This window comes from Mycetocola sp. Y444 (assembly GCF_059445295.1).
In genome coordinates, this window is the sequence record NZ_JCAIUB010000003.1 from 648,438 (window position 1) to 663,816 (window position 15,379).

The 15,379-nt window shown below is 66.9% G+C and carries 14 protein-coding genes; 8 read left to right on the plus strand and 6 right to left on the minus strand.

Annotated features, from left to right (window positions below; genetic code table 11):
• Window positions 1–20 precede the first annotated feature (20 nt).
• Window positions 21–1,142 carry a class I SAM-dependent methyltransferase gene (locus tag AC1C2M_RS14595; protein ID WP_495437301.1) on the plus strand — a complete coding sequence of 374 codons (1,122 nt, stop codon included), beginning with the start codon at window positions 21–23 and terminating at the stop codon, window positions 1,140–1,142.
• 21 nt (window positions 1,143–1,163) lie between these two features.
• Here AC1C2M_RS14595 and lhgO read toward each other — a convergent pair whose 3' ends face one another.
• Window positions 1,164–2,363 carry an L-2-hydroxyglutarate oxidase gene (gene lhgO / locus AC1C2M_RS14600; RefSeq protein ID WP_495437302.1) on the minus strand — a complete coding sequence of 400 codons (1,200 nt, stop codon included), beginning with the start codon at window positions 2,361–2,363 and terminating at the stop codon, window positions 1,164–1,166.
• 111 nt (window positions 2,364–2,474) lie between these two features.
• Between lhgO and AC1C2M_RS14605 the strand changes: the two genes are divergently transcribed.
• Window positions 2,475–3,479 carry a DUF817 domain-containing protein gene (locus tag AC1C2M_RS14605; RefSeq protein ID WP_495437303.1) on the plus strand — a complete coding sequence of 335 codons (1,005 nt, stop codon included), beginning with the start codon at window positions 2,475–2,477 and terminating at the stop codon, window positions 3,477–3,479.
• On the opposite strand, the gene fgd is transcribed toward AC1C2M_RS14605, so the two are convergent.
• The gene (gene fgd / locus AC1C2M_RS14610) at window positions 3,382–4,386 is read right to left on the minus strand and encodes a glucose-6-phosphate dehydrogenase (coenzyme-F420) (RefSeq protein ID WP_483406119.1); all 1,005 of its coding nucleotides are present in this window, start codon (window positions 4,384–4,386) and stop codon (window positions 3,382–3,384) included. The genes AC1C2M_RS14605 and fgd overlap by 98 nt on opposite strands.
• A gap of 165 nt (window positions 4,387–4,551) precedes the next feature.
• Between fgd and clpS the strand changes: the two genes are divergently transcribed.
• From clpS to AC1C2M_RS14635, 5 genes are all read left to right on the plus strand, one after another.
• Window positions 4,552–4,836: an ATP-dependent Clp protease adapter ClpS gene (gene clpS / locus AC1C2M_RS14615; RefSeq protein ID WP_483406118.1), complete on the plus strand. Its 285-nt coding sequence runs from the start codon at window positions 4,552–4,554 to the stop codon at window positions 4,834–4,836.
• Window positions 4,833–5,360 carry a DUF2017 family protein gene (locus tag AC1C2M_RS14620; RefSeq protein ID WP_483406117.1) on the plus strand — a complete coding sequence of 176 codons (528 nt, stop codon included), beginning with the start codon at window positions 4,833–4,835 and terminating at the stop codon, window positions 5,358–5,360. Before clpS ends, AC1C2M_RS14620 begins: the two co-directional genes overlap by 4 nt.
• 98 nt (window positions 5,361–5,458) lie before the next feature.
• Window positions 5,459–6,643: a glycosyltransferase gene (locus tag AC1C2M_RS14625; protein ID WP_495437305.1), complete on the plus strand. Its 1,185-nt coding sequence runs from the start codon at window positions 5,459–5,461 to the stop codon at window positions 6,641–6,643.
• A 166-nt stretch (window positions 6,644–6,809) separates the two neighbouring features.
• Window positions 6,810–8,195 (plus strand): LLM class flavin-dependent oxidoreductase, encoded by a 1,386-nt coding sequence (locus AC1C2M_RS14630; RefSeq protein ID WP_495437306.1) that lies wholly within the window; start codon window positions 6,810–6,812, stop codon window positions 8,193–8,195.
• Window positions 8,196–8,499: 304 nt separating this feature from the next.
• Entirely contained in the window at window positions 8,500–8,871 is a 372-nt protein-coding gene (locus tag AC1C2M_RS14635; RefSeq protein WP_495437308.1) for a hypothetical protein, read from the plus strand.
• 98 nt (window positions 8,872–8,969) lie between these two features.
• On the opposite strand, the gene solA is transcribed toward AC1C2M_RS14635, so the two are convergent.
• Window positions 8,970–10,133, minus strand: a complete 1,164-nt coding sequence (gene solA, locus AC1C2M_RS14640) for an N-methyl-L-tryptophan oxidase (protein ID WP_495437309.1) — start codon at window positions 10,131–10,133, stop codon at window positions 8,970–8,972.
• Between the two features lie 141 nt (window positions 10,134–10,274).
• Here solA and AC1C2M_RS14645 point away from each other — a divergent pair, with 141 nt between their 5' ends.
• Window positions 10,275–12,425 carry an ATP-dependent Clp protease ATP-binding subunit gene (locus AC1C2M_RS14645; protein ID WP_495433571.1) on the plus strand — a complete coding sequence of 717 codons (2,151 nt, stop codon included), beginning with the start codon at window positions 10,275–10,277 and terminating at the stop codon, window positions 12,423–12,425.
• A 28-nt stretch (window positions 12,426–12,453) separates the two neighbouring features.
• Here the strand turns inward: AC1C2M_RS14645 and AC1C2M_RS14650 are convergent, their stop codons facing one another.
• The 3 genes from AC1C2M_RS14650 to AC1C2M_RS14660 form a co-directional block, all read right to left on the minus strand.
• Complete coding sequence (locus AC1C2M_RS14650) at window positions 12,454–13,362, minus strand: arginase family protein (protein ID WP_495437311.1); 909 nt, start codon at window positions 13,360–13,362, stop codon at window positions 12,454–12,456.
• Between the two features lie 62 nt (window positions 13,363–13,424).
• Window positions 13,425–14,762, minus strand: coding sequence for an MFS transporter (locus AC1C2M_RS14655; protein WP_495437313.1), 1,338 nt, complete (start codon window positions 14,760–14,762; stop codon window positions 13,425–13,427).
• A 10-nt stretch (window positions 14,763–14,772) separates the two neighbouring features.
• On the minus strand, window positions 14,773–15,360 hold the full coding sequence (locus tag AC1C2M_RS14660; protein WP_483406108.1) for a winged helix-turn-helix domain-containing protein: 588 nt from the start codon (window positions 15,358–15,360) through the stop codon (window positions 14,773–14,775).
• Between the last annotated feature and the right edge of the window lie 19 nt (window positions 15,361–15,379).

The following is a 15,379-nucleotide window of genomic DNA, read 5'->3' on the forward strand; positions in this document are numbered from 1 at the left end:
CGGGGAGATACCCTGAACAGGTGACTGACTTCGCCTTCGACCGGCTCCGCCGCTGGCCAGACATCGAAGCCGACAATCTCTTCGCGTTTGACGCCAGCGACAGGCTCATCCTCGAAACAGCGGCTGACGCACTCCGCGCAGCGGGCAGCGGAGAGACCGTTGTCGTCGGCGACCGGTACGGCGCACTCACCCTCGCTGCGGCGCACGACGGGGCCACAGGCATCCGTACGCATCAGGATGAGTTGTCCGGCGAACGTGCACTCGACGCCAATGCCAGGGCGCTGTCGATGACGGATGCCGTGCGCCACTTTCCGCTGGACGCCACCCTTTTTCGAGGTGCACGGGTGGTGCTGCTGCAGTTGCCCCGCTCGCTCGACGCCCTCGCCGAGATCGCCGAACTGATCGCGAGGCATGCCGAGCCGGACGTGACGGTGTATGCCGGCGGGCGGGTCAAACACATGACCCGAGCGATGAACGACGTGCTCGCGCGGTACTTCGGCACCGTGACCGCGTCGCTCGCTCAGCAGAAATCCCGAGTGCTCATTGCCCGCGACCCAGTGAGTGTCAGTGGTGAACCGGCGTGGCCGGCGCGCGAGTTCCACCCCGACCTCGGCTTGTGGGTCGTGGCGCACGGTGCTGCATTCGCCGGTACGAAGATCGACATCGGTACGCGGTTCCTGCTCGAGGTCCTCGACGCGGTTCCCGATGCCGCTGATGCCATCGACCTCGGCTGCGGCACCGGTGTGCTCGCTACAGCCCTCGCTCGCGCCCGGCCCGCCATGCGCGTGACCGCGACTGACCAATCGGCGGCCGCCGTGGCATCCGCCCGTGAGACCGCGCTCGCGAACGGCGTCGCCGATCGCGTCTCGGTTGTGCGCGACGACGGGTTGTCGATGCAGCCGGACGCATCGTCGTCGCTGATCCTGCTCAACCCGCCGTTCCACGTCGGCGCCACCGTGCACGCCGGCATCGCGCACAAGCTCTTCGCGGAGGCCGCACGCGTGTTGAGGCCAGGCGGCGAACTGTGGGCTGTGTGGAATTCCCACCTTGGTTACCGGTCAGCGCTTGAGCGCGAGATCGGCCCGACCCGTCAGATCGGACGCAACGCCAAGTTCACGGTGACGGCGTCGACCAGGAGCTGACTCCGGGACGTGCGCTGGCGCTCAGCGGCCCGCGAAGACATGGGTGTCGAGAAGGTAGTCGGCTATCGCCATCGATGACGTTGCGGCGGGCGACGGCGCGTTGCGGAGAATCGTGACAGCGCCCACCTGATCCACGGCGAAGTCGTCGAGGAGGGCCCCGCTGGAATCCCACGCCTGCGCACGCACTCCTGCCGCCGTTTTCGTGGTCAGGTCCTTCATCTCGAGGTCGGGTACGAACCGCCTTGCCTCGGCGAAATAGACCTGTTTGATCAGGGACGCCGCCACCTCTTTCGCCCCCATCCGCCAGTGTTGGCGGGCCAGGGCGCCGGCGCCGGGCCAGGTCAGCGATCCCCAGGTGTCGCGCATCGATACCCGTCCCCAGCTGTACCCCTCGCGGGCGAGCGCCGGTACCGCGTTAGGCCCGACATGGACGTCGTCGTAGACGCCACGGGTGAAGTGGACGCCGAGAAACGGGAACCGCGGATCGGGGACCGGGTAGATCATGCCCCGCACGAGGTACTGCCTCGCCGGGGCCATGGCCCAGTACTCTCCGCGGAACGGCAGGATCCGGGGCGAGGGAGGTGCGCCCACGAACGCGGCGACGACGTCGGATTGCAAGCCGGCGCAGACAATCAGCCGGTCGAAGTGCAGGTCGGCGGTCGCGGTGATCACGCGAACGCCGCCTGGTTCCCTGCGGATGTCGATCACCTCCGTGCCGAGGAGGATGCGGCCGCCGCCCTGCCGCACGTCATCCGCCATCGCCTCGGTGATCGCCGCATAGTCAACGGCGGCGGTGTGTGGAGAGTGCAATGCGGCGACACCGGCGGCGTGCGGCTCGATCTCGCGGAGCTCGTTGCCGTCGACGCGGCGTAACCCGGGAACGCCGTTGGTGCGAGCGCGGGCCTCGATGCTCGACAGGGCCGCGCGTTCGGCATCCGTCACCGCCACAACCAGCTTTCCGACCTCGCGATACGGGAGGTTCTTCTCGGCACAAAACTCTCGCGTGCGTTCGCGGCCCAGCGCGCACAGCCGCGCCTTGAGGGAACCGGGGGCATAGTAGATACCCGCGTGGACGACGCCGGAGTTGCGTCCGGTCTGATGGACGGCGAGCCTGCGCTCCTTTTCCAGTACGGTTACCTCGCCCTGTCCGCGGCTGGTGAGGGCGCGGGCCACCGCGATGCCGACGATGCCGCCGCCGACGACTCCGATTCGTTCGGTCATGAACTCGAGCGCCTTTCGCGGACTTCCAAGGTGAGCTTTTCTCACCTGCCCAGCCTAGGGTGAACGGCGCGGTCCGATCAGTCCCGCGTCCGGGGGCTGTAGCGTGGGCGAATGCCTCGCCGCTTCACGCCCGTCGAAGAGCTCATCGACGCTCGCGCACACGCTCTACTGGATGGCGCGCCGACCGACGGCATCCGTTCGAAGCTGATCGAGTTCCTCGTCTTTGGTGCAAAGCAGGCCTGGGCCTGCGTGTTCGGTGCCGCGCTGCTCGCGGTGCTTCTCGTCGCACGGCTCTGGTACCCGGACGACGCGGCGCTCGCCAGGAACGACGCCCTGACCCTCGCGGCCATCGCGATTCAGATCGTCATGGTCGTCGCGAAACTCGAAACCCTGCGCGAGTTGCGGGTGATCATCCTGTTCCACATCGTCGGAACGGCGATGGAGCTGTTCAAGACCGACGTCGGTTCGTGGAGCTACGAGGCCGAGGGCATCCTGCGGATCGGAAGTGTGCCGCTGTTCAGCGGGTTCATGTATGCCGCGGTGGGCTCGTACCTGGTTCGGGTCTATCGGCTCTTCGACCTGCGCTTCACCCGGTATCCGAAGCGCTGGATCACGGCGATCGTGGCCGGCGCGATCTACGTCAACTTCTTTGCGCACCACTTTGTCCTGGACTTCCGCTGGGTGCTGCTCGCCGCTGTGATCGCGATCTATGCCCGAACGGTGATGCACTTCCGCGTCTTCCGACGCACATTCCGGATGCCGTTACTCCTGGCATTCTCGCTCGTCGCGTTCTTTATCTGGCTGGCCGAGAACATCGCGACCTGGGCAGGGGCGTGGGCCTACCCCGACCAGGTCGATGGCTGGCAGATCGTGTCGATGTCGAAACTCGTGTCGTGGTTCCTGCTGATGATCATCTCGGTGGTGCTTGTCACCTGGGTGTACCCGCCGCGGTCGCCGGACGACGGCGGTGAACCGGAGGAATCAGTGAGGGACCGCGTCACCGACAGCGTGCAGGTCTCTAGCCGAGCGCGCGGAGTCTGGGTGCGAGGTCGCGCTCGAACAGCTCGAGGAACCGCTCCTGGTCGTGACCGGGAGCGTGGAACACGAGGTGGTTGAGGCCTGCGTCGATGTACGGCTTGATGAGCGACACCGCCTCGTCCGGGTCGTTCGACACGATCCAGCGCTTTGCGACCTGTTCGATCGGCAACGCGTCGGCGGCCGCTTCCATCTCGATCGGGTCGTCGATGGAGTGCTTCTGCTCGGGGGTCAGTGACAGCGGCGCCCAGAAGCGCGTGTTCTCGAGGGCCGCGTCCTTATCGGTGTCGTAGGAGATCTTGATCTCGATCATCCTGTCGATCGCCGCGGCATCCCGACCCGCTTTTGCTGCGCCCTCGGCCACGGCGGGAAGCAGCTTGTCGGTGTAGAGCTCCATGCCCTTGCCCGACGTGCAGATGAAACCATCGCCGGCACGGCCCGCGTAGCGCGCAACCACCGGACCACCGGCCGCCACGTACACGGGGATGCCGCCCTCGGGTACGTCGTAGATCGATGCGCCCTGGGTCCTGTAGTACTCACCGTCGAAGTCGACGCGGTCGCCGACCCAGAGTTGCCGCATCAGGTCGACCGACTCGCGCAGGCGGGCGAAACGCTCCTTGAACTCGGGCCATTCGCCCTGGAAGCCTGTGGCGATCTCGTTGAGTGCCTCACCGGTGCCGACGCCGAGGAAGATGCGGTTGGGGTACAGGCAGCCCATCGTGGCGAACGCCTGAGCGACGACGGCGGGGTTGTACCGGAAAGTCGGTGTCATCACGCTCGTGCCGATGGTGATCCGCTCGGTCCGCTCGCCGACAGCGGTCATCCAGGCGAGGGAGAACGGGGCGTGTCCTCCGTTGTGCCGCCACGGCTGGAAATGGTCACTCACCGTGACGCTGTCGAAGCCGTGCCGCTCCGCTGCGACGCCGAGCTCGACGAGGTCACGAGGACCGAACTGCTCAGCCGATGCCTTCAAACCCAGTTTCAACAACAGTGCCTCCCGTGGCCTCGACGGCACGCGCCGTCTCGTTCGAGACTATCCGGCAATCCGCACGCGGTGTCCACTCGGATCGGTTTGGTACTGCACTTTGCGGCAGGACGCTACAGCCTGAAGGCCGGGCTGTGCTTTGTCGCCCGTCAGTGCAAAGCTGGTCGTGTGCCCAAGTTAGATGAGCTGCGCGACCTCGACGAGCAATTGACGCTCGGCGAGCCCTGGAACGCGGTCGTGTGGGACGACCCGATCAACCTCATGACGTATGTCTCCTGGGTCTTCCGCAGCTACTTCGGCTTCAGCCAGGCACGCGCAGACGAACTCATGCTGCAGGTGCATCACCACGGACGCGCCACTGTCGCAACGGGCACCCGCGAAGAGATGGAGAGGCACGTCGTCGCGATGCACGGGTATGGCCTCCTCGCGAGCCTCACCCGGAGCGAGCGATGAGGGCATTCGGTGTTGCCTCCGGGGGCGAAATCCTCGCGGAGTTCGAGTCCCAGGAGGTGATGATGTTCACCGACCTGGTGCAGCAGATCATCTCGCTTCTCGTTCGCGTGAAGGAGGGTGAAGCCGACATCGATGGCGCCGTACTGTCCCGGTTGTTTCCGGATGCCTACACCGACGACCCCGAGGCATCCGACGAATTCCGGCGGTTCACCATCGACGACCTCATCGACCGGAAGATCGAGAACGCGCAGGGCGTGCTCGAGTCGTTCGACAAGGCCGGTGTGCGCACCACCGTCGATGGCGACGTCACGCTTGTCCGGCTGGACCGTGAGTACTCGATGTACTGGCTCGGCACCCTCACCGACCTGCGTCTCGTGCTTGCCACCAACCTCGGCATCGGCACCGAAGCTCCAGCGGTCGACGGCGCAGACACCGAGTACGTGCAGAGCCTCTACGAGTGGTTCGGCTTCACCCAGGGCTCGTTGATCGAGGCCCTCGAAGAGGTCGAGGGCATCAGCGGCTGACCGCTGTGTTGCCGGCCGATGTTCCGGCGCGGTCGAGCGGATGCCGGTGCGCCGGCCTGCGGGAACGTCCGGCACGTCACCGGTAGCCTGAGAGCACCATGCACATACTGATGTTCAGCGACCAGCACGCCGATTCCCTCGGCGGAGTGCAGGTCTCCATCCGACTGCAGAAACGGTTCCTCGAGCTCGCCGGGCACCGGGTGACCGTGGTTGCCCCGAAGATGCATCGGGAGCACGCGGGCAGCGCCGACTACATCGACACGCCGTCCGTTCCGATCACCCTCGACCGCGAGTACTCGCTGACGGTGCCGAGTCGCCGCGCGGACCGGTTGCTCGATGCGGCGCTGGCCACCCGCCCGCCGGTGGATATCGTGCACGTGCAGGCCGACTACTGGGGTGCGATGCTCGGGTATCGGTTCGCCGCGCGCCACGGCATCCGTTCGGTGCATACCTTCCACAACCACATGGAGTTCGGACTCGAGCAGGTGGTGCCGTTTCCGAAGCTCGTGATCCGCGCGCTGCTCTGGTGGGAGCACCGTGTGCTGAAGCCGCGGCTGTCGGCGCTCCGTCCGAGTGCGTGGAGCTACCTCGATGAGTTCGCCGAGCGGGTCGCTGCGTCGGTGGCGCCAAGCGGTCATTTCGCCCGGTTGCTCGAATCGAACGGGGTCGGCAGCGATATCGACGTGATCTGGACCGGGGCGGACGATGCCCTCGTCGACGAGGTGCTCGCCGCGCCCACCGCCGCCGACCGCGGTCGGCCGCTCTTCGTCTGGATGGGTCGGATGAGCGCCGAGAAACGCATCATGGAGTACCTCGACGCGATTCGGCTCGCGGATGTCGACGCGGAGTTCCGGCTCTACGGCGCCGGGCTGCTGCTCAAGAAAGCGCAGGCGTTCGTGCGTGAGCACGGGCTCGAGAACCGGGTGGTCTTTGCCGGCAAGGTGCCGTACCGCGATGCGCTCGCCGCGATTGCCTCCGCCGATGCGCTCGTCCAGACCTCGATCGGCTTCGAGACCCAGGGCATGACGGTGTTCGAGGCCGCGGCGCTCGGTACCCCGTCGATCGTGAGCGACCCGAATATCGCGGGTGAGCTGCCCGATGGGATCTACTGGCAGCCCACCGACGGCAGTGTGCGTGCGCTCGCGGATGCCATTCGGCACGTGGCAGCGGACGTAACGTCGGGGGCGCGGCTCGTCGTGGCGCCGCAGGAGAGCGTCGAGTTCCGGCAGAGTCACCAGACCGCGCGGATGATCGCCGTGTACGAGCGGGTGCTCAGGGGGTAGGTCCACGCCGGTTACGGGCGGTGCGCCGAGAACATCACTTCCGGTCCAAAGCATCAGTTGCGCCGGATGTTCTCGACCGGAACTGATGGTCTCGGCCGGCAGCACAGTGTGACGTCGTGTTGCGGTGCCACGTGACCTCACGGATGACGTGACCGACCATGGAAACATGGCTCGTCACATCCGTTTCAATGCGTTCGACATGAATTGCGTCGCCCACCAGTCACCCGGGCTCTGGCGTCATCCCGATGACCAGTCACAGCGGTACACCGACCTCAGCTACTGGACGGAGCTCGCGAAACTGCTCGAGCGGGGCAAGTTCGATGGCCTGTTCATCGCCGACGTGCTCGGTACTTACGACGTGTACGCCGGCAGCAACGAGGCTGCGCTCCGCAACGGTGCGCAGGTCCCGGTGGGTGACCCGCTGCTGCTCGTCTCGGCGATGGCCGCCGTGACCGAGGACCTCGGCTTTGGCATCACCGCCGGCACCGCGTACGAGCACCCGTATCCGTTTGCCCGACGGTTGTCGACGCTCGATCACCTCACGAAGGGTCGGGTCGGCTGGAACGTGGTCACCGGCTACCTGCCGAGCGCCGCGCGCAACATGGGCCACGACGACCAGGTCGAACACGACGAGCGCTACAACATCGCGGACGAGTACCTCGAGGTGCTCTACAAGCTGTGGGAGGGCTCGTGGGAAGACGACGCCGTCGTGCGCGACAGGGAGACCGGCGTCTTCACCGACCCGACCAAGGTGCACGAGATCGGCCACTCCGGCAAGAACTTCACGGTGCCGGGCATCCACCTCGCCGAGCCATCGCCGCAGCGCACGCCGGTGATCTTCCAGGCCGGTGCGTCCGGTCGTGGTGTGCAGTTCGCCGCCGAGAACGCCGAGGCGATCTTCGTGGGTTCGCCGACGAAGGCGGTACTGAAGGCGACGGTGTCCAAGATCCGGGATGCCCTCGAAGCGGCAGGTCGCGACAGGTACAGCGCGAAGATCTACCAGTTGGTCACCGTGATCACGGATGAGACGCCCGAAAAGGCGCGGGCCAAGCACGAGGACTACCAGCAGTACGCGAGTGTGGAGGGCGCTCTCGTCTTCATGTCGGGGTGGATGGGTGTCGACCTGTCACAGTACGACCTCGACGCTCCGATCGGCGAGGTGAAGAGCAACGCCATCCAGTCGGCGGTCGCGAACTTCCAGGCGGCGTCTGAGGACGGCAGTGAGTGGACCGTGCGCGACATCGCCGCGTGGGCAGGCATCGGCGGGCTCGGTACCCGCATCGTGGGGTCGGGCAGCGAGGTTGCCGATCAGCTGCAGTCCTGGGTCGAAGAGACCGACGTCGACGGCTTCAACCTCGCGTACGCGATCACGCCGGGTTCGTTCGAGGACATCGTCGAGTTCGTCATCCCCGAGCTGCAGAAGCGGGACGCCTACCCGAGCGACTACACGCCGGGCACGCTCCGCAACAAGCTGCACGGGCGGGGCGACCGGCTGCCCGCCGAGCACCGCGGAGCGTCGTTCAGTTACCGTGAGCGGGTCGCGTCGGCCTGACGCTGCCTGCCCTCGCCCGCCGAGAGCATCCGTTTCGGTCGAGAGCATCAGTTGCGCGTGATGTTCTCGACCGGAACTGATGCTTGCGCGGTCGGGCGTGCTCGCCCGTTCGCCGGTGAGCCCGCCCGGCCTCCCGGGGTGCGCGCTGAGCCAGCGCTCCCGACCGCTACACATCCATGCCCACGCTACAGAAGCATCTGCAGCGCGGGCACGGACCTGCAGCGCTCGGCGCGAGAGTCGCCTGAATTTCCCCAGCTACTGTCAAGGGCTTGGCTGGGCGGTCGCCCGAGCGTAGGTTCGGGTCATGAGTGACGAACGCAAAATCGAAGACCAGCTGAAGATCACGGATGCCGACGGAGAAGTCAGCCCCGCAGATCGCACGGAAGCCGGAGCAAACACCGGTTCTGATTCCGCCGCCGACCGGGAAGCCAACGTCGGCGTCCTGGGCGACGTCGCCCACCCCTTCGACCAGACCAACGGCATCGTCGATCAATTCGACGAGCACACCGCGCAGCGTGCCGACGCCGTCACAACACCCGGTGGACCGGACGCACGCACGGAGCGGGCAACGGATGCTGTCGCTGGCGACAGCGACGACGCACCCGGCCGCCACGCAACACCGATTCCCAGCGACGACTTCGTCGGCCGGGACTCGGGAAGCGGCGCCCCCCGCTGAGTGAGTTGCCGACCGCTGTACATCCATGCCCGCGCTGCAGACACTTCCGTAGCGCGGGCATGGAACTGTAGCGCTGGGTGCGGATGCCGCCGCGCGGGCTACCGCCGCAGCGCCTCCCGGTCGAGTGAGAACAGGTCGATCGGGAGGTCGGTGCGTCCACGCGTCGACAGGTCGGCCACGATATCACCGACGACGGGAACGAACTTGAAGCCGTGCCCGCCGAATCCCGTGGCGACGGTGACCTGGGAGTGCTCGGGGTGCAGTCCGATCATGAAGTGGTCATCCGGCGAGCTCGGGTAGAGGCACGTGCTTGACGCAAGCACCCTGCCCGTGAGGTGCGGGAACAGCTCGAGCGCTCGCGCCTGCATCTCAGCGACCTCGAACGGCAGGACCTCACGATTGACGGCATCCGGATCGGTGGGGGTGAGGTCGTTGAAGAAGCCGATCTTGATGCCGCCGAGGGGGCCGTCGACGATCGGGAACCCGTAAACCAGTCGATTGCCGTCGGTGCGCTCGATGAAGACGGGCTGCGTGCCAACGGCGTAGTCGCTGTGTCCGGGGTGGCCCGGCGAGACATCGGGGGTGAACCAGTAGACGACCTGGCGCTCCGCCGTGACGGGCGCGCCGACCTCGCCGAGCAATTGCTGCGACCACGCGCCCGGCGCGACAACGAGTCGATCGGCGCCGTACCTGGCCCGCGTCGTCACCACCTCGACTCCACCGCCGGGTGTTGCCGTCCAGGAGAGAACCGTCTCGCCGAAGTGCAGTTCGGCACCGTGCATCGTGGCGACCTGGATGTTGGCTGCCGTCGTGCCCTCGGGGTCGACGAAGCCCGCGTTCTGCTCGAAGAGGCCCATCGCGTGCGGTGCGGGTCGCATCGCCGGGAACCGCGCGGCGATCTCATCACTCGTGAGCACTTCGTGCGGCAGGTCCCAGTGGCGGGCAGCGGCGAGCGCGCCGGTGAAGGTCTGCTCCTCGGGGTCACCGATGTAGATGCCGCCGCTGAGTGTCATGAGCGACCGGCCCGATTGCTCCTCCAGTTCACGCCAGCCCGCATAGGCTCGGCGCAGAAGAGGCACGTATTCGATGCCCTCGATGTATGACTGGCGGATGATCCGGGTGCCGCCATGTGCGGACCCACGGTCATGGCTCGGCCAGAACCGCTCGATGCCGAGCACGCTGTGACCGCGCTGGGCAAGGGCACTCGCCGCTGCACCACCCATTGAACCGAGTCCGATCACGATGACGTCGACTTTGTTCACTGGTGTCCTTCTTCGGGGGGATGTAGCGTGCCCATGATCTGTGCTCCGGGCGCACGGCGCCTCCCAGCATAGAAGGTGGTCACACGAGTGCACACTTGCTAAACTTGAGTCTTCACGACTCAACTCTGAGGGGTAACGACAATGCAGCCTGGACAGCAGCCGCAGGAAGAGCAGAAAAGCGCTCTTGAACAGTACGGGGTCAACCTCACCGACGTTGCGCGTACCGGCAAGCTCGACCCTGTGATCGGCCGTGACGCCGAGATCCGCCGGATCAGCCAGGTGCTCACCCGCCGGACGAAGAATAACCCCGTGCTCATCGGTGAACCCGGCGTTGGTAAGACCGCGGTGGTCGAGGGTCTCGCCCAGCGCATCGTCCAGGGTGACGTTGCCGATTCGCTGAAGGACAAGCAGCTGGTTTCGCTCGACCTCGCCGCACTCGTCGCCGGTGCGAAATACCGCGGTGAGTTCGAGGAGCGCCTCAAGGCGGTACTGCAGGAGATCAAGGACGCCGAGGGTGGGATCATCACCTTCATCGACGAGCTTCACACGCTCATGGGCGCCGGCGCCGGCGAGGGAAGTGTCGCCGCATCGAACATGCTCAAGCCGATGCTCGCCCGTGGTGAGCTGCGCATGATCGGCGCAACCACGCTCAACGAATACCGCGAGTACATCGAGAAGGATGCCGCCATGGAGCGGCGATTCCAGCAGGTGTACGTGGGCGAACCGAGTGTCGAAGACACCATTGCGATTCTCCGCGGACTCAAGGAGCGGTACGAAGCCCACCACAAGGTGACGATCGCCGATTCGGCCCTCGTCGCAGCGGCATCCCTCTCGAATCGGTACATTCCTGCCCGCCAGCTCCCGGACAAGGCGATCGACCTCATCGACGAGGCCGCCTCCCGGCTGCGGATGGAAATCGACTCGTCGCCCGTCGAGATCGACGAGTTGCGTCGTGCGGTCGACCGGCTGAAGCTCGAGGAGCTCGCCCTCAAGAAGGAGAAGGACGACGCGTCGAAGGAGCGACTCGCGAAGCTGCGCGAAGACCTCACGGAGCGCCAGGCAACACTCGCAGAGCTGCAGGCCCGCTGGGATCGTGAGCGCGCCAACCTCAACCGGGTCGGCGAGCTCAAGGAACGACTCGACGCCGCACGCGTTTCCGCCGAGCGTGCGCAGCGTGAGGGCGACCTCGAAAAGGCGTCGCGCCTGCTCTACGGCGAAATCCCCGTGATGGAGCGCGAACTGCGCGAGGCCGAGCAGGCCGAGAGCGAGGGGCCGCTCATGGTCAACGACCAGGTCACCGCCGATGACATCGCCGCGGTGATCGCCGCGTGGACCGGCATCCCCGTCGGCCGCCTGCTCCAGGGCGAGACCGAAAAACTGCTGCACCTCGAAACCGAGCTCGGCAAGCGGCTCGTCGGCCAGCACCGCGCCGTTCGTGCGGTGTCGGATGCCGTTCGGCGTACGCGAGCGGGCATCTCGGACCCCGACCGGCCTACTGGCTCGTTCATGTTCCTCGGCCCAACCGGCGTCGGCAAGACGGAACTCGCGAAAGCGCTCGCCGAGTTCCTCTTCGACGACGAGAAGGCGATGGTTCGCATCGACATGTCGGAGTACGGCGAGAAGTTCTCCGTCTCCCGGCTCGTCGGTGCCCCTCCCGGCTATGTCGGTTACGAGCAGGGTGGCCAGCTGACCGAGGCCGTTCGTCGCCGCCCGTACTCGGTGGTGCTGCTCGACGAGGTCGAGAAGGCCCACCCCGAGGTCTTCGACGTGCTGCTGCAGGTGCTCGACGACGGTCGACTGACCGACGGCCAGGGCCGAACCGTCGACTTCCGCAACGTGATTCTCATCCTCACGTCGAACCTCGGCTCGCACTTCCTCGTCGACCCGACGCTGTCGTGGACCGAGAAGGAAGAGGCCGTCCAGCAGATGGTACGCCAGGCCTTCAAGCCCGAGTTCATCAACCGGCTCGATGACATCGTCGTGTTCTCGGCCCTGAGCCAGGATGACCTGAGCCAGATCGTCGAGCTCTACATCGATCGACTGCAGCGCCGGTTGAACGAACGTCGCCTCGAGCTTGCGGTGACCCCGGATGCCCGCAGCTGGCTTGCCGAGAGAGGGTACGACCCGATTTACGGGGCACGTCCGCTGCGCCGGCTCATGCAGACCGAAATCGACGACCGCCTCGCGATGGCGCTGCTCAGTGGCGAGGTCCGGGACGGCGACATGGTGCGGGTGGATCTCGATCCCCACGCCGACGCTCTGACCGTCGGTTCTGTCCCGGTACCTGTCTAGAGCGCGGGCGGGTGCGCGGGGGCGGGTCTCAGCCGCCGTGCGCCCTCGAGCCGAGCTCTCCGAGCCCGTCCCTGAGGATTCCCGCGAGCACTAGCGCGTAGCGGCCGTCCGGGTCGAGGTCGGGGTCGAACACGGTGAGAGACGCACCAACGGCACCGGGGGCCAGGGCACGGAGCAGCCGCACGAGTTCATCGGGGTCGAGACCGCCCGGGTCTGGACTGTCGACAGCGGGCATCCACCGTGGATCGAGAACGTCGACGTCGAGTTGAAGCCAATAACCCGAGCCGCCGGCAACAGCGACCGCCGCCGCCGCTGTCTCGGCCATGCCCCTCTCCATCGCGACACTCGCTTGCACAACGAGACCGAGGCGAGCGGATGCCTCCGCCAGTTCCGCGTCGTCGTCACGGCATCCGATGTGGGCTGCGTTCCCGGGGGCGAAGTACGGGCCGAGCCCATCGATATCGGCAATCGCGGGCCAGTGCAGCCCCATCGCCGCCGCCAGGTCTTCGCCGGCGACGCTCGCGCACTCGTCGCTGTTGCCGGGGTGGCGAAAGTCCGTGTGCCCATCGATGTGAATGAGACCAGGCGCTGGTCGGTCAGCGAGGGCGAGTCCGGCGCCAAGAAGCACGCTGCAATCACCGCCGAGGACGAGTGGCGCGTGGCCACGCTCGATGAGGGTGCTGATGCGCGCGCCAAGCCGTCGAGCGTGGTCCACGATGGCTTCTTCATTCCGAACCCGGCCTCTCGGGCGGGTCTGGTCGTCGTCGACGTATCGGCCGGGGAGCACGACGCCGGCGTCCAGCGCACCGGCCGACTGGAATGCGCCGTAGAGGCCAGCCTCACGCAATGCCTCCGGCGCCTTTGCTGTGCCGGGGGCGCCGCCGGGTTCGGGGGGCCGCAGGCCGAGGTTGGTCGGCGCGGACAGGAGTGCGATCACGGCATCCACTGTGGCAGCAGAGCACACGCCGCCGCCACATCGGAGCACGGATTCACGAGGGTCTACCGCCTCACGGATGCTCTGCCCGCGCGTTCGGTCTCGGTGTTCCCGCTCGACACGGACGATGAATCCTCTCGCCGTTCCATCTCTCGCCATGCGCCGCCCGTCAGCGGGCTCAGTGTGACGAGAACGTAGGCGACGGCGATGATCCCGAAGGCGAGCGCGAGCCCGATCGTGTCAGCGGCGATGCCGCCGAGCAATGCGCCAAACGGAACGCCGGCCCAGGCGCCGGCGTTAATCAGGCCGAACACCCGACCGCGCATGTGTTCGGGAACCCGTTCGAGCTCGACGGCGCCGAGGATGGGGTTGATTGACCCCGCGGCCAGTCCGGAGAGCGCGGTCACGGCGACGAGCACGGGCAGTGGCGCTCCGAACGCGAACGCGGCGCTCGACGGGCCGCCAGCCAGGGCGAAGCACACGGCAAAGGTCACCCGTCGCGGAACCCGGTGGGCGACGAGTCCGAACGCGACGTTGCCGACGAGGGCGCACCCGCCCATCACGGCGACGAGCAGGCCAAGCGCCGCGGCCCCGCCGAGGTGATCGTTGGCGTACAGCGGCATCAGAGAAGCGCTGCGCGCAGCGTCGAACAGGTTGGTGACCACGACGAGTCCGACGATCAGTCGCATCAGCTTGTCGTGGACGACGAATCGGAAACCTTCAGCCAGGTCACTCCAATAGGAGGGGCCCTGCCTGCCTGCGGCGCTGCCGTCGCCCTGTCGAGAGGCCGGGTGCGCGATCGGCACGACGGGCACGAAGAGCCAGGTCAGCAGCGCTGACACCGCGAACGTCGCTGCGTTCACGAAGAGGGCGGGGATCGGGCCGACGAGAGCGACGAGAAGTCCGGCGATCGACGCGCCGATGAGCCTGGCGAAACGCTCGGAACCGTCGAGAAGTCCGACGCTCTGCTCAATACGCACCCCGGCTCGCACCGTCAGCGCCGGCAGCATCACCCGGCGCGCGGTCTGTCCCGGTGTGTCGAGCAGCCCCGCAACGAAGACGAGCGCGAGCAGCGCCCAGAACGGGAGGCCGACCGTCAGGGCCAGGACCGGGATGGCCAGGACGGCGATGCCGCTCACCACATCCGCAACGATCGCTGCCCGCCGATAACCGACCCGGTCGATAACGACTCCGCCGAGCGGGCCGCCGATCACGATCGGCACTGTCGCGAAGAAGGCGGCGATGCCCACTTCGAGGCCGGAGCCGCCGATCGCGAGGACGTAGAACGGGACGGCGAATGCCGTCACAACGTTGCCCGTTTGTGAGATCGAGTGGGCGGCGAGGAGCGCGGTGAGTGAGCCGATGGCGCGGCGATCGCGTCCCGGGGTCTCGACGGAGGTCACGGGTTTCTGCCTAGGGGCGCCGGTAGGCCTGGTAGACGAGCACGACGGGCTCGGCGCCGTCGTCTGCAGCCGGGTCGTGTGAGGCGCTCGCCTCGAGCCATCGCTCGGTCAGTTCCTCCAGCTCGGCCCGCATCCTCGTGAGCTCGTCGGCGGTGAGGCGCAGCGTTCGGTCGCTGCTCGCGCCGGCCGCCACCCATTCCCTGGGCAGCGTCGGCATGGCGTCTACGTACTCGGCGTATCGGGACGCGTATGCCTGCCCGATCGTCTTCTGCAGCACCGACGACGCCATGAGCTTCTCCGGGTCATCGAGCAGTTCGGATGGCTCCCAGCTGGTGAGGGCGGAGGTCGCCTGCCACCAGCGCTCGCGGCGATCGGTGCTCCCCGCTTCCGCAGGCTCGATGAGGTCGATCGAGGCGAGCTTGCCGAGGTGGTAGCTCACGGTGCCGGGTGCCTCGTCGACGATGTCGCCGAGCTGGGCGGCGGTTTGCGGGCCACGTTCGCGGAGCAGGCCGAGCAGTCGGAGACGGGTTGGATGCGCGAGTACGCGCATCGACGTCGCTGAAACCAGGGTGCTGCGGGAAGCCTCGATCGGGGTCATGGAAGCAGCGTATAAGCAC